This window comes from Flavobacterium zepuense (genome assembly GCF_007097145.1).
Lineage (GTDB): Bacteria > Bacteroidota > Bacteroidia > Flavobacteriales > Flavobacteriaceae > Flavobacterium > Flavobacterium zepuense.
Genome location: NZ_VJVZ01000002.1, coordinates 180,158 through 194,911, shown reverse-complemented (window position 1 = coordinate 194,911; position 14,754 = coordinate 180,158). Strand labels below are relative to the sequence as shown.

Sequence of the window (14,754 nt, the reverse complement as noted above, 5' to 3'; positions counted from 1 at the left end):
AACCAATGAAAATTATTTTGAACGTTTCCGACAACGAGGTTTCCCTCCGCTCGCTATTTGCAGATTTTGTAGCCATAACCAAAGCCAGGCTTGCAATCAGCGTTGTTTTTTCTTCTGTAGCAGGTTATCTGCTGGGTGTATCTGATGATAATCCGTTTCACTGGGCTACTCTTATTATGCTAACTATTGGCGGCTACTGTATGGTGGGTGCCTCAAATGTATTTAACCAGATCATAGAAAAAGACCTGGATGCACTAATGGACCGTACCAAAAACCGTCCGGTGCCTACAGGTAAAGTATCGGTTAGGAATGCTTTTATACTGGGGTCGCTATTAACCATAGCAGGTATAGGTATATTGTATAGCATTAACCCTAAAACGGCAATGTTTGGTGCTATTTCTATATTTTTATACACCAGTGTTTATACGCCGTTAAAAACTATTACGCCACTTGCAGTATTTGTGGGGGCTTTTCCGGGAGCTATACCTTTTATGCTGGGTTGGGTTGCTGCTACTAATGATTTTGATATAGAGGCCGGCACACTTTTCCTTATACAGTTCTTTTGGCAGTTTCCGCATTTTTGGGCTATTGGCTGGTTCTTATTTGACGATTATAAAAAAGGAGGCTTTTATATGCTGCCTACAGGCAAGCGCGATAAAAAGACTGCCTTGCAAATAATATTATATACTGTGTGGCTTATTATAGCTTCATATCTGCCTGCTACAGGCTTTACCGGTAACCTCAAGCTGAGTATGGGCTTTGCTGCGGTAGTCTTAGCTTTAGGTATCTGGATGCTGGTGTATGCGGTGAAGTTGTATAAGAATATGGATGCCCCATCGGCAAAAAAATTAATGCTTGTAAGCGTGTCGTATATATCGCTATTGCAGGTAATTTATGTACTTGATAAATTTTTAGGATAATGATAAAGTTACAACAGGTTGAAATGACCATGTCTGAAGCTGAATATAAAGAAAGAAGCGCAAAATCAAAAAAAATGCTGCTTTGGTTTGCCATGGCCAGTATGTTTATGATGTTTGCGGGATTAACCAGTGCTTATGTTGTAAGTACATCAAGACCGGACTGGATTAACGATTTTGTTTTGCCGCAGGCATTTATAATAAGTACTGTTTTAATTGTTGCCAGTAGTGTTACCTTTCACTTGGCGAAAAAAGCAGTGCAGGATAATAATAACCAGCTTGCCACAACATGGCTGTTAGTTACCCTGGCATTGGGTTTGGGCTTTGTTGGTGCGCAGTTTAACGGCTTTTCTAAAGTTATAGAAACGGGGTATTTTTTTACCGGCCCGGAGAGCACAATTACCACATCTTTTCTTTATATTGTAACACTTGCGCACCTTGCCCACCTTTTTGCAGGGCTTATTGTGCTTTTTGTGGTAATTTATAATCATTTTAAACAAAAATACAATCCTTCTCAAACCCTTGGAATAGAGTTGGGTGCAATGTTTTGGCACTTTCTCGATCTTTTGTGGGTATATTTGTTTTTATTTTTCTATTTCTATTAATAGAAAAAAATGTAAATTTGAAAACTTTTTAACCTAATAACGTTATATGGCAGCGACAGTTACTTCAACAGCTACTACAGGAAAAACATGGGACGGTGGAAATGAGCCTATGGGAGCGAGCTATGGTAAAATGATGATGTGGTTCTTCATCGTATCAGATGCTCTTACTTTCTCAGGATTTCTTGCCGCTTATGGTTTCTCAAGGTTTAAATTCATAGGTACATGGCCTATTGCAGATGAGGTGTTTACCCACTTTCCATTTATGCATGGTGTAGAGGCCCCAATGTACTATGTGGCTTTGATGACATTTATCCTTATCTTCTCTTCAGTTACAATGGTACTTGCAGTTGATGCAGGCCACCATCTTAAAAAAACCAAAGTGGCCGTTTATATGGTGCTTACCATTATAGGTGGTTTTATATTCCTTGGGTCTCAGGCCTGGGAGTGGAAAAACTTTATTGGTGGAGAGTTTGGAGCTGTAGAAACAAAAGGTGGCAGCATACTGCAATTTGTTGAAAAGAATGCCGAAGGCGAATTTAAAAGAGTTGCTGTAGCCGATTTTGCTGCACACCTGCCAACGTCCAGAGTTGATAAGACAAGGGCTAACGGTATTTGGTTTGAAGATGCTCCTGCACTTCCTGAATTTACAGTTGAAGAGGTTGCAGAAGGTTTAAAAGCACATCCAAATGTTGTTATCAGGACAGAGACTATAGATCCTAAAACTAAAAAGAAAGTTGTACTTACAAGAGATGCATCGTTAGAGGCTATTAAGGGTGGTACGTTATATGTAAAAGGTGCAAATCTTGAGCATAACGAATACGGCCACAAGCTTTTTGCTGATTTCTTCTTCTTTATTACAGGTTTCCATGGTTTCCACGTATTCTCAGGAGTTATGATCAATATCATTATTTTCCTTAACGTTATTTACGGAACATACGAGAAAAGAAAAAGCTACGAAATGGTTGAGAAAGTTGGTCTTTACTGGCACTTTGTAGACTTAGTTTGGGTATTTGTATTTACATTCTTCTACCTGGTTTAATCAAATAAAATTTTAAGAGACATGGCACACGATACTCACGGTCAGCACGAATCAAATCTAAAAAGGATCTGGACAGTTTTTGGAATACTATCGGCTATAACTATTGTAGAGGTTATCTTTGGTATAGCTAAGCCGGAGGTACTGTTTATGAACAGTCTTTTCCGCCTTAACCTGCTTAACTGGTTATTTATAATTCTTACGGTAGTAAAAGCATATTATATAATGTGGGCGTTTATGCACCTTGAAGGCGAAAAAAGTAGCCTGAGATGGTCTATAGTTGCTCCACTTGTGTTCTTAATTATCTATTTAGTGTTCATCTTACTTATAGAAGGTAATTATATTTTTGATGTGTTTCATGAATCCCAATACAAATGGATTTTCTAAAAACATAAATCATAAAAAAGGCGGTTATTTCAACCGCCTTTTTTAATTTTGCACCGGTAAATTTTCACCACGCAGTATGAAAAAAAAAATAGTTCTTCTTTGCCTGTTGGCACTACCGTTAATGCTCTATATTTATTTTTCGCTGGTTAAGCACAACTCACTCTTTTTGCCGGTAATTAATAAGAATATATCAGAATTACCCCATGCCATTCCCGGCGATAGCACTACCACCGCTTTAAAAGGCAAAATAACTATTATTGGTTTTTTAGGCACTGATATTAAAGCACGCGAAGAAAGCATCTTTAATATCAACCAGAAAGTAAATGCCAAATATAAAGACTTTAACGATTTTCAGATAGTAATGCTGGTGCCCGATGGTACACAGCAGCAGGTTAAGGATGTAGCATTAAAGCTTAAGACCATGGCCGATATTAGTAACTGGAAATTTGTGTACGCCATCCCCGATGAGATTAAAAGCTTTTATGCCTCTTTAAAGGCTGATGAGCCGCTTGATGCAACTTTAGGCAACTCTAATATTTTTATTATTGATAAAGATGGTAATCTTAGAGGGCGCAATGGCAAAGATAAAAAGGGTAATGATGATAAGTTTAAAAACAGCTACAATGCATTTTCGGCTTCAGAGCTTAGTAATGAACTTACCGATGATGTAAAGATAGTTTTGAGGGAATACCGCCTTGCCCTTAGGAAAAACTTACCTAAAGGCGTTAAAAGGGAAATATAGTAATGAAAAACAAATCGTATATAGGGATATCATTTATTGTTTTGATATTTGGTATCTGGGCCGTTCCTAAAATCGTTGACCGTTTTAAAAAGTCGGATCTTACAGAGATTGGCACGGTACCCGAATTTGAACTGACCGACCAAAACAATAAAAAAATATCTGGTAAAGATTACCTTGGCAAAGTTTATGTGGTAGAGTTCTTTTTTAGTACCTGCCCATCTATATGCCCTATAATGAACCAAAACATGCTTAAACTCCAGGAAGAATATTATGGCAACCCGGAGTTTGGTATTGCATCTGTAAGTATTAACCCGGAATATGATACCCCGCAGGTTTTGAAAGAACATGCCGAAAAACTTGGCGCTAAGCATTACAACTGGCACTTTTTAACAGGTAACAGGGATTATATTCATAACCTTGCCATGAAGGGCTTTAACCTTTATGCCGGAGAGAATAAAAATGTTGCAGGGGGCTTTGAGCATTCTGGCCTGTTTGCGCTTGTAGATAAAGATGGTAACATTCGCAGCCGTAAAGATAATTATGGTAACCCTATTACCTATTATGATGGTTTAGATGATGCGGGTGTGCTGGCAATTAAAGAAGACATTAAAAAATTATTAGCAGAATAATGGAGAATACAATCAATAATGCAGAAACTAAATACAATAAGTGGATAACTGCGGTTTCTATAATTATACCTGTTGCAGTGGCAGCACTGTTTGGTGTTAATTTAAGAAAGTTGGGATTTGATGTTCAGCCACTTTCTTTTCTGCCGCCCATATATGCTACAATAAACGGCCTTACAGCAATTACATTGTTTGTAGCGGTAATGGCTATTAAAAAAGGTAATCGTGTGTTACACGAGCGCCTTGTAAAGATAGCGATAGGTTTTTCGATAAGCTTTTTGGTAATGTATGTGGCCTACCACATGACAGCCGATAGCACGGTTTTTGGAGATACTAACCACAACAGCATTTTAGACGAAGCTGAGAAGTTAAGCATTGGTTCTATTCGCTACGTGTATTATTTTATACTGCTTACACACATTGCGCTATCGGTAATAATAATACCCTTTGTGCTTATAACATATGTAAGAGGGCTTGCAGGTAATTTTGAAAGGCACAAAAAAATATCGCGTATTACATACCCAATGTGGATGTACGTTGCTGTTACAGGTGTTATTGTATATTTAATGATCTCTCCTTATTACCATCATTAATATGAAAGCTTTTCAAAAAATAATAGCTGTAATTGTATTGTTTGCCTTTTCGGCTTCAGCCAATGCACAATGCGCCATGTGCCGTGCGGCGTTAGAGAGTAGTGACAGTGGTATAAAACCGGAGTCGGTTAACAATGGTATTATATACTTAATGATATTTCCTTACCTGTTAGCGGCATTGCTGGGCTACGCCATTTACAGGTTAAGGAAACAAAAAAAACAGAAGCAGGCCCAATAGGCCTACTTCATTCCATCTACTTTTAGATCTATATTGCCCGATCCTTTTATAAAGGCTATAATGGCATTATCAGTTAGCTCAATCTTATCAAACACAAAATCATCAAGTTTACCGTTAATAAAAATTCCCGGCGTAGGCGAATAGTTATTTAGGTACGGCTGCATGTTTTTCTTGCCGTCTTCAAGGTTTTCTTTTATAGAGTAACGACAGCTTTCCTGTATCTTTTTAAGGATGATCCCGCTTGCAAGCCAGTTGGCTGTTTTTAGCAACACGCTTTTGGTGTTAAGCACATAATCCATCTGGTCAAAGTAAATCTCTTTAGTAACCGCATTATAGTTAGGATAACCTAATAGATAGATCGTGCCGTTGATACTGCCGGTCATATCAAGCGCAATGATCATTTTATTGTCTTTGCTCCACATGTCTACTTTTTGTACTGTAACTTTTCGTTTACCATCTCCAAATTCCTGTCCCTGAAAGTTTTTAGTCACAATGCGTGATGCGCTTTCATATGTAGATACCGCTGCAACCACTGCGCTAACTTTTTCCGGCATTTTGTTTACGGCTTTAAGCACTACGTTTTCCTTCTTAAAGTTAGATTTCGGTTGCTGGCCCACAGTGGTTTCCATGGTGCATTTAAGCCCCATTGCCATAGTGATCTGTTTTTTAGAGAGCACGGCATCGGTAACATATAATTCTACGGGCACAACCTTAAACCAAGTTTCATATTGCTCACTCGTTAAAAACGGAGTGCTTACTTTTTCTAAGGCGGCAAGCACCTGTGGCTTAAAGTCAACCGACTCGCTTATGGCTTTATCAAGTGTGTTTTCTATCCTCGACCTGAAAATTTTTATGGCAGGGTTAATTAGGTAGGTAATGGCTACTTTTTGTCCGGCAATAGTCACGGTTGGGCTCTCTTTCCATTCTAACGACTGGATATTGGTATCGGTAGTCATTTTCCAGTTGGATAAGCCCACTTTACTATTAAATGTAATTACGGCATCAAGGTCAAACTCACGGGTATCATGCAAATCTACGCCCAGTGCAGATGTACCATACCGCACCTTTGCATTAATTTTTATAGGAACGACCGATTGCAGCTTGCCATTAACTTCGGTAAATTTTATGGGAGCTGTTTTCCAAACCTTCATGGCAATATTATCGTCATCTATGGCTTTATCTTCATAAATTAAGCCTGTAAGCAACTTGTTGAGCTGGGTTTCGATATCTGCAACGGCAATAGTAACCGGCAGGTTAATAAACGATGTAGATGTTTGATAAACCACATCGGTAGTGTTACCGGGTTCTGGTTTAAGGGCTTCAATACGCTTGGTTGTGGAGCAGCTTGAAAGCAATAGCGTTAGCGCTAATAATGAGGGCAGTAAGGGTTTCATAAATACTGTTTGAAAATAATAGCGCAAAATTAACGTTTATTTGTAACAAAAACATCAGGCGTTAGTCTAATCATATCGTAACGATATGCGGGGCTAATAAATATTTAATAAATTTGCCTCATGTTGGGTAACCAAAGCTTATGAAACACAAATTATTTAAAGCGTTTTTTATTTTTTTAGCTTTTTACAGCATTGAGGCAGCGGCACAGCAAAAAAAGTGGTCGTTAGAGGAGTGTATAGATTATGCTATAAAAAATAATATATCCATTAAGCTTTCTGCGCTTGATGTACGATCGGCTAAGGTAAATACCAGCGATGCAAAGGGAGCATTTTTGCCTACACTTAATGGGCAGGGTTCCCACTCGTGGAATATAGGTCTTAACCAGAATATTACAACCGGTTTATTAGAAAACCAAACTACGCAGTTTACCTCCTTAGGGTTAAACATGGGTGTTGATATTTACAACGGCCTGCAAAACATAAACCGTTTAAAGCGCGAGCGTTTGGCTTCGATATCAGCTCAATACCAATTAACAAAAATGCAGGAAGATATAGCGCTTAATGTTGCGAACTCATATCTTCAAATATTATTTAATAAAGAAAATTTAAAGGTACAGCAGCAACAGTTGGCATATGATACTCAACAGTTAGACCGTACCCAGCAACTTGTGGATGCAGGTGTGGTACCTGAAGGCGATTTGCTGGATATCAAGGCTACCGTAGCAACCGATAACCAAAAAGCCATAGCGGCGCAAAATACACTTTTACTTTCTAAACTTAGTATTGCCCAATTGATGCAATTGGAAAATTTTCAGGATTTTGATACTGATGATAGCGATTATCCTGTAGATGAAACCGGGATTTTACTGGAACAGGCTGCTACGATTTATAACAAAGCAAAAGAGCAAAGGACTGAACTTAAGATAGCCAAAGCAAATGTAGAGGTTGCCGAGAAAGATGTAAAAATTGCCAGGGGTGTTTACCAACCCAGATTACAGGGCTTTTACAGCTTTACAACCCGTGCTGCCTATGCCGACCAGGTTATTGGTGTTGGGCCTAACCTAACTTCGCCCACTACGGTTATTGGGTATATAGAAGGTACCAACCAAACGGTGCTGCAAAATAACTTTCAGCCTGTGTTAGGCAGGCGTGATCCTATTTTTGAACAGTTTAGCGATAATAAAGGCCACTCCTTTGGGTTGTCTTTAAATGTGCCAATACTTAACGGCTTTACTGCCCGCAATGGGGTAGAGCGTGCTAAAATTGCATTAGATCGTTCTAAAATTACATTGCAGCAGGAAGAGCTTAAGTTGGAAACAAATGTATATACGGCTTTTACCGATGCCCAGGGTGCGCTGCAAACCTATGAGGCTGCAAAGGTAACCCTTGCTGCGAGGGAAGGTTCTTTTAATTATGCCCGTGAACGCTACGAAGCGGGACTTATAAATGTTTTTGATTTTAACCAGGCACAAACGCTGTTTGTAAACGCACAGTCGGAAGTGTTACGTACAAAATACGATTTTATCTTCCGCATAAAAATACTTGAATTTTACTTTGGGATGCCAATTTATAATAAACCATAACCATGTCTAAAAAAACTATTTACTATCTGTTAGGGGCCGTTGCACTTATTGTTGTACTACTTGTTGTGCTTAAACAAACCGGCAGCATTGGTAACACCGATAAAGGTAAAGAGGTAGAAACTGCCCTTATAAAAGAAATTACGCTAACCGAAACTGTTTCGGCTACAGGAAAAGTACAACCGGAAATAGAGGTTAAAATATCATCGGAAGTTTCGGGTGAAATAATCGAACTTCCTATAAAAGAGGGGCAGGCTATTAAAAAAGGGCAGCTACTGGTTCGGGTAAATCCAGATCTTTATGAGAGTGGCGTAAGCAGGACTGCGGCATCGTTATCTACAGCAAAAGCAGGTTTGAGCCAGGCCGATGCACAGCTTAAAGAGGCGAAGGCTAACTATGAACGTAATAAAAAACTTTTAGAAAAAGGTGTAATCTCAAAATCAGAATGGGATAAGATCGTGTCGGCTTATGAGGTGGCTCAGGCCTCTAAGCAATCGGCTTATTTTGGTGTGCAAAGTGCGGGTGCATCGGTTACAGAGGCTCAGGATAACCTTAACCGTACCACTATTTATTCTCCTGTAGACGGTACTATTTCTAAGCTTGATACAGAACTTGGAGAGCGCGTTTTAGGCACCCAGCAAAACATTGGTACCGAGATTTTACGTGTAGCAAACCTTAACAATATGGAAGTAGAAGTTGATGTTAATGAAAACGATATTGTAAAAGTAGAAATAGGTGATGACGCTGAGATTGAAGTGGATGCTTACCTGAAGAGAAAATTTAAAGGTACAGTTACCAGCATATCTAATTCGGCCAGCAGTGAATTAACTGCCGACCAGGTTACTAACTTTAAAGTAAAAGTGCGCATTCTTAAAGAATCATACGAAGATATGCTTAAAGGTAAACCTGAAAATTATTCTCCATTCAGGCCGGGTATGACGGCTACGGTTGACATTATTACTGAGCGTAAAGAAAATATTGTTGCCGTGCCTATTAGCGCGGTTGTGGTTAAGAACGATACTACTGCTGCAAATCAGGATGTTGTGGCTCAGCTAAAAGAAAAAGAGCAGGAAAAGAAAACCGGCATTACCAATAAAAAGTTTGAATGTGTATTTGTAAAAGTAGGCGATAAAGCAGTGCTAAGGCCTATAACTACCGGTATACAAGATGATACTAATATTGAAATTACAAGTGGACTTAAAAAGGGCGACGAGGTAATTATTGGCCCTTATACCTTGGTAAGTAAAGAGCTTAATCCTAACGATAAGATACAAACCAAGCCCAATACCACTAAGTAATGGCCTATATTTTAAATATTGAGACCGCTACCAAAAACTGTTCGGTAGCATTATCTAAAGACGGGCAGCTTTTAGCTCTTAAAGAGTTTGCGGGTGAAGGTTATGCCCATGCCGAAAAACTGCACGTTTTTATTGAAGATGTTTTAAGGGATACCATTGCTTTTGCCGATCTTGATGCCATAGCTGTAAGCATGGGTCCGGGTTCTTATACCGGGCTTCGCATAGGCGTTTCGGCAGCAAAAGGTCTGTGCTACGCGCTTAACATACCATTAATGGCTATAGATACCCTACAGTTGCTTGCGCTAAAAATAAGTATTACAGAAGGTGTAATAATCCCTATGATAGATGCCCGCCGTATGGAAGCATATACTGCTGTTTTTAATGCAGAATATAATAAGATAAGGGAAACTAAGGCTGAGGTTATTACCGAAGGTTTTTTTGATGATATAGCCGGGCCTATACATTTAGTGGGCGATGGTGCTGCTAAGTTTAACGAAGTACTGCCTGCGGGTAAATTTATTTACCACGAGGACGTTGTATACCCATCGGCTGCGCAAATGGCACAAGTGGCATTTGATAAGTACAAAAAAAGCGACACTGTAGATGTCGCTTATTTTGAACCTTATTATTTAAAAGATTTTATTGCAGGAAAATAATCTCCCCGATTAGATAATTGTTTCTACATAAGCAGAAAGCTTAACAAGATCGGCCTCTTTCTCTACATCAATATTGTTTTTCTTTATAAAGTCTAAAACTTCTTTGTTTTTACCACCTACAAGTTTAGCAAATTCTTTTTTTCCAGAAAAGAACGCAGGCTCTTTATCTCCAAGCTTTACATAAAACTCATCATCTCCCTTTTTGTAGTTAGCCGGCTTGTAAACCTGGTAGCTGTTAGAAGGGAAGAATTCCTGCGTCATGGTAACTCGTTCTTTTTTGTAAATCTTAACTTTAGTGTCTTCGCTAACAACAACCAGATAGCCGTTGTTTGAATTCCCATCTTCGCCAATATAATCAGTAAGAACGTATTCCTTATCATCACTCACAAACGTAATGTTTGCGCTTGGGTCTTTAGGCAGGGTTTTAGTTTCGTTAGCCTGAGGATTGCTCATCTCAAAGTTATCGGCATAGGCATTGTAACGTAGTAACACGGTAGACTGCGCACCAGATATTTTTGCAGGCAAAAACTTGTCATTTATAAACATAGAACCCGTTGCCGGCTGGCTCTTTTCTTTTCTTGCAGTTACAGACCTACCATCAGAATCTGCAACACGAGAACTGTACTGTGCACTTGCTACCAGTGTTGATAATGAAGCAAATGCGGTAAGGATAAAACTTAAATTTTTCATTGTTTTGGGGTAATAATTCGGTAAATAGTTTTAAAATTTTGCCAAATATACTTTATATAATTTTGTGTATAAAGCCATTGGGCATCTAATAAGTAATTTTAACAAAAAACATGCCATTAAAACGGTGGTGCGTTGTTGTTATTGTGCGAACTAATTACTTTTTTTCAGGATTCTTTACATTAATATCACGTTGTGGGAAAGGAATTTCAATGCCTGCCTGCTCAAACGCTGATTTTATGTTCTCATAAAAGTCGGATACCATGGCGCCATACTTTGGCCTTTCAGCCCAAATAAAAACCACCAGATCAACCGAATTTTCTGCAAGTCCTTTAATTTCTATGCCGGGAGCGGGTTCGGTTAATATCTTTGAGTCTATTGCTATTGTCTTAAGTATTACATCTTTTACCTGCTTAAGGTCGCTGCCATAGCCCACACTTATCAAAATTTCTGCACGGCGTAGTTCTTCCTGACTAAAGTTCTTAATGGTATTGTTAGATAAGGTACCATTAGGCAGATAAACAACTTGATTGTTAGATGTTATTAGCTTGGTGCTGAAAATTTGTATGCTGTTTACCGTGCCGCCCTGGCCTTGTGCCTCTATATAATCGCCCACCCTAAATGGCTTGAAAAGAATGATAAGGAGTCCGCCTGCAAAGTTACTAAGCGACCCCTGCAATGATAAGCCAATGGCAATACCCGCTGCACCTATAGCTGCTGCAAAAGTTGTGGTTTCTACACCTAATGCCCCAATAACGGCAACAAAAATAAAGGCACGCAATATCCAGGTAGCAACATCCAGCACAAATTTAAGAAGGGTAGGGTCGTGGTCGGCGTGTTTGGTCATTAAGCCGGTAATGATCCTTCGTAATATCTTTATAACTATAAGGCCAATGATTAAAATAAGTATTGCCTTAAGCACATTAGGTATATAGCCAATAATGGCCTGCGTAAACTGGTGTATGTATTGCTCTACCTGTGTTTCTTCTACTTTTACTTTTGTTTCTTCAAATAGCATTGTTGTAAATTTAAATCGCTTAAAGCGGTATTAATATCGGTTGTTGGGGCATTACATGCCCTGTTTTGGCAAACATAAAACATTAGCCTGTCTTTTACAAAGCGGTTTTGCAAAAATGGAAGTGTAGAGTCGGCAGTACTGCCCGCAACAATTACATGGGGAAGGTATTTACTGTTGATTCGTTTAATAGCTTCTGCGGCACCTTCTCCGCATACGGCAAGTTCTTTGTTATCTGCCGATAGCTGTAGCCAAAGGTTAAGCCAGTTGCTAAATGCCGATGCATAATCGGTATTCGGTATTATGAGGTACAGCATTTGCAGTGCTATTTTTTCATAATAGCTGTTATCATACAAAAGGCTCAATTTGTAAAGTACATTTCCTAAAACCGAATTAGATGCCGGTATCACGTTATCCTCCGTTTCATAGTGCTGTGATACCAGTTGCTCTCCATCTGCGGAGGCGAAAGTAAAAAACTGGCGCTCTTCATCATAAAAATGTTCCAGGCAATAATCGGTTAATTGCTTGGCATAGGTAAGCCACTTTTCTTCCAGCGTAGCTTCGTATAATGAGATAAAAGCATCAGCGGTATGTGCGTAATCTTCTAAAAAACCATTAATTTTTGCAGTACCGTTTTTATAGGTACGCCACAGGTTGCCATTAGCATCCCAAAGTATATTTATTATAAATGCGGCATTGCGGCGGGCAGTATTTATGTACGTTTCATCACCCAGCGCTTTATAAGCATCAGCGTAACCCTTAAGCATAATGGCATTCCAGGACGTTAAGATCTTGTCATCGAGGCGGGGTTTTGCACGAAGTTCGCGTACTTCATATAATTTCTTTTCCCAACCCCATTTCTTTTGCTGTAGCGCTTCCGCAGAAATGCCGGCCTCCTGCGCTATAGCTTCTAAAGGCTGACCCTGAATAAGCACAAACCTGCCATCTTCCCAAAATCCAAATTCGTTTATGTTGAAGACTTCAGAAAATAAGTCAAAGTCAACTCCAAGTAAATCTTTAAGTTCCTGTTTTTCCCAAGCGTAGAAAGCACCTTCTTCAAGGTGGCCTACAGTATTAAGGCTATCTGCATCCAAGGCGCTGTAAAAAGCACCGTTATTATCGGTAAGTTCGGTTTCAATAAAAAAGTGTATCTTCTCTATTACCTCTTTATATAGTGGGTTTTTATCGCGCTTGTACGCTTCGGCGTAAAGGCTCATAAGCTGGCCATTATCGTACAGCATTTTTTCAAAGTGCGGTACATGCCACTCCATATCTACAGAATAGCGCGAAAAACCGCCGCCTACGGTATCAAACAAGCCACCCCAGGCCATGCGTTTAAGTGTAATGTCGGTAAAATCCAGCAGCTCCTGAGTTTTTGTTTGGAAACCATACCGTTGCAAAAAAAGGTAATTGTTTGGCAGCATAAACTTGGGGGCGCGGGCATAGCCACCATAATCCCAGTCGAAACTCTTAGCCCATTTTTCTACCAAAGGCTTAATATTGGCAGGATGTGGAATTTCGCCTTGAGTGGTTGGTTGCACCAATCCGGTATGCTGAATGCCTTCTAATAGCTTTTCGGCATAATCTATCATCTTTTCAGGTGCACTGGCAAATAACTCCTGTAATTGGTTAAGGGCTTCTATCCAATTGTTTTTCCTAAAATAAGTGCCTCCCCAAACCGGTCGTCCATTGGGTAGTAGCACCACATTCATGGGCCAGCCGCCCTGACCTGTCATAAGCTGTACGGCTTTCATGTACGTGGCATCTACATCAGGGCGCTCTTCGCGGTCTACCTTTATAGAAACGAAGTGTTGGTTCATTATTTGGGCCACCTCATTATCCTCAAAACTTTCGTGTTCCATAACATGGCACCAGTGGCATGCCGAATACCCCACACTTACAATTATAAGTTTGTTCTCTGTACGTGCCTGCGCAAGCGAAGCTTCGTTCCAGGCTTTCCAGTGTATAGGGTTGCCGGCATGTTGCAAAAGATAAGGGCTTGTTTCGAGGTGGAGTAAATTCATGGTTCAGTTTTGAAGCCTTAAAATTACTAAAACCACAAGGGGTGGCAAAAGTTTTTAAGAAAACAAAAACAAACAGCTGTACATCATTACAATATAAGCGGGACGTTTATAAACTTAAGAAAAAACTGGTTATCTTAGTTGTGCAATAAATAGCTGACTATGAATACATCTGTACTTTACCAAACGCCCACTTTTGTAATTGTTGCCATCCTTTTTATTTTCATGCTGGTATTTAACCGCATTGGTTTTGGTATTCATAAAAGGCAGATAGCTAAGGATCCGGAAAGCGCATCCGAAGGTTTAGGTCCGGTAGAGGGTTCGCTGTTGGGTTTGCTGGCATTGTTATTATCATTTACCTTCGGCATGTCCGCTTCGCGTTACGATGCCCGTAAGCAGTCTATAGTGAAGGAAGCGAACGATATTGGTACAGCTGTACTGCGTGCCGACCTGTATCCGGATAATATTCGCACCATATTGCGTACCGATTTTAAAGACTATGTAAATGCCCGTATTGCTTACTATAATTCCGGTGCTGATGCAGATAAAAATACTATAGCTCTAAATAATAGCGCGAAATATTCTGATAAAATATGGGCTTTGGTAGTAAATCAATCCCATGATAAAGAAAATACCTTGCGGTCGCAGCAAATGATTCCAGCTTTAAATAGTATGATAGACAGCGTTAGCACAGTAGAGGCAGCGCGGAATGCCACCGTGCCCGATTCCATCTTCTGGTTTTTATTTCTGCTGATAATTACTGCCAGCTTAATAGTAGGTTACAGCAGCAACAGTAAAAAAATAAACCATGTAATTGTAAGTGGCTTTGCATTAATGACGGTGCTTACGGTTTTCCTGATAATGGATTTAGACAGGCCACGCCGTGGTATTATAAATACCGAAGCTTCCCGTCAAAATATTATTGCCCTGGAGCATATGTTTAAATAGTAATTTATAAA

Annotated in this window: 16 protein-coding genes; 12 read left to right on the top strand and 4 right to left on the bottom strand. The window is 39.5% G+C overall.

The features are described from left to right. Positions 1–17: 17 nt before the first annotated feature. The 8 genes from cyoE (at position 18) to FMM05_RS03695 (ending at position 5,144) form a co-directional block, all read left to right on the top strand. A complete protein-coding gene (cyoE, locus tag FMM05_RS03730; protein WP_185965506.1) occupies positions 18–920 on the top strand; it encodes a heme o synthase in 903 nt (300 codons plus the stop codon). Further along, positions 920–1,522 (top strand): cytochrome c oxidase subunit 3, encoded by a 603-nt coding sequence (locus tag FMM05_RS03725; RefSeq protein WP_235894354.1) that lies wholly within the window; start codon positions 920–922, stop codon positions 1,520–1,522. The genes cyoE and FMM05_RS03725 overlap by 1 nt, the downstream gene beginning before the upstream one ends. 46 nt (positions 1,523–1,568) lie before the next feature. Continuing rightward, complete coding sequence (locus tag FMM05_RS03720) at positions 1,569–2,561, top strand: cytochrome c oxidase subunit 3 (protein WP_143372000.1); 993 nt, start codon at positions 1,569–1,571, stop codon at positions 2,559–2,561. A 21-nt stretch (positions 2,562–2,582) separates the two neighbouring features. Beyond that, positions 2,583–2,945, top strand: coding sequence for a cytochrome C oxidase subunit IV family protein (locus tag FMM05_RS03715; RefSeq protein WP_143371999.1), 363 nt, complete (start codon positions 2,583–2,585; stop codon positions 2,943–2,945). A 76-nt stretch (positions 2,946–3,021) separates the two neighbouring features. Then, positions 3,022–3,687 (top strand): hypothetical protein, encoded by a 666-nt coding sequence (locus FMM05_RS03710; protein ID WP_143371998.1) that lies wholly within the window; start codon positions 3,022–3,024, stop codon positions 3,685–3,687. Positions 3,688–3,689: 2 nt separating this feature from the next. After that, positions 3,690–4,316, top strand: coding sequence for an SCO family protein (locus tag FMM05_RS03705; RefSeq protein WP_143371997.1), 627 nt, complete (start codon positions 3,690–3,692; stop codon positions 4,314–4,316). Next, positions 4,316–4,906, top strand: a complete 591-nt coding sequence (locus tag FMM05_RS03700; RefSeq protein WP_143371996.1) for a DUF420 domain-containing protein — start codon at positions 4,316–4,318, stop codon at positions 4,904–4,906. Before FMM05_RS03705 ends, FMM05_RS03700 begins: the two co-directional genes overlap by 1 nt. A 1-nt stretch (position 4,907) precedes the next feature. Then, the gene (locus FMM05_RS03695) at positions 4,908–5,144 is read left to right on the top strand and encodes a hypothetical protein (protein ID WP_143371995.1); all 237 of its coding nucleotides are present in this window, start codon (positions 4,908–4,910) and stop codon (positions 5,142–5,144) included. A gap of 2 nt (positions 5,145–5,146) precedes the next feature. On the opposite strand, the gene FMM05_RS03690 is transcribed toward FMM05_RS03695, so the two are convergent. After that, on the bottom strand, positions 5,147–6,538 hold the full coding sequence (locus FMM05_RS03690) for a DUF4403 family protein (protein WP_143371994.1): 1,392 nt from the start codon (positions 6,536–6,538) through the stop codon (positions 5,147–5,149). Positions 6,539–6,678: 140 nt separating this feature from the next. Here FMM05_RS03690 and FMM05_RS03685 point away from each other — a divergent pair, with 140 nt between their 5' ends. The 3 genes from FMM05_RS03685 to tsaB are packed head-to-tail and all read left to right on the top strand — an operon-like array spanning position 6,679 to position 10,072. After that, positions 6,679–8,121: a TolC family protein gene (locus FMM05_RS03685; protein ID WP_143371993.1), complete on the top strand. Its 1,443-nt coding sequence runs from the start codon at positions 6,679–6,681 to the stop codon at positions 8,119–8,121. Between the two features lie 2 nt (positions 8,122–8,123). Then, positions 8,124–9,416 (top strand): efflux RND transporter periplasmic adaptor subunit, encoded by a 1,293-nt coding sequence (locus FMM05_RS03680; protein ID WP_143371992.1) that lies wholly within the window; start codon positions 8,124–8,126, stop codon positions 9,414–9,416. Beyond that, positions 9,416–10,072, top strand: coding sequence for a tRNA (adenosine(37)-N6)-threonylcarbamoyltransferase complex dimerization subunit type 1 TsaB (gene tsaB, locus FMM05_RS03675; protein ID WP_143371991.1), 657 nt, complete (start codon positions 9,416–9,418; stop codon positions 10,070–10,072). The genes FMM05_RS03680 and tsaB overlap by 1 nt, the downstream gene beginning before the upstream one ends. Positions 10,073–10,081: 9 nt before the next feature. On the opposite strand, the gene FMM05_RS03670 is transcribed toward tsaB, so the two are convergent. The 3 genes from FMM05_RS03670 to FMM05_RS03660 form a co-directional block, all read right to left on the bottom strand. Then, a complete protein-coding gene (locus FMM05_RS03670; protein ID WP_143371990.1) occupies positions 10,082–10,762 on the bottom strand; it encodes a hypothetical protein in 681 nt (226 codons plus the stop codon). 154 nt (positions 10,763–10,916) lie between these two features. After that, a complete protein-coding gene (locus FMM05_RS03665; RefSeq protein ID WP_143371989.1) occupies positions 10,917–11,777 on the bottom strand; it encodes a mechanosensitive ion channel family protein in 861 nt (286 codons plus the stop codon). Beyond that, positions 11,753–13,798, bottom strand: a complete 2,046-nt coding sequence (locus FMM05_RS03660) for a thioredoxin domain-containing protein (RefSeq protein ID WP_143371988.1) — start codon at positions 13,796–13,798, stop codon at positions 11,753–11,755. Before FMM05_RS03660 ends, FMM05_RS03665 begins: the two co-directional genes overlap by 25 nt. A gap of 159 nt (positions 13,799–13,957) precedes the next feature. Here FMM05_RS03660 and FMM05_RS03655 point away from each other — a divergent pair, with 159 nt between their 5' ends. Next, positions 13,958–14,743 (top strand): bestrophin-like domain, encoded by a 786-nt coding sequence (locus FMM05_RS03655; RefSeq protein WP_143371987.1) that lies wholly within the window; start codon positions 13,958–13,960, stop codon positions 14,741–14,743. Positions 14,744–14,754 lie beyond the last annotated feature (11 nt).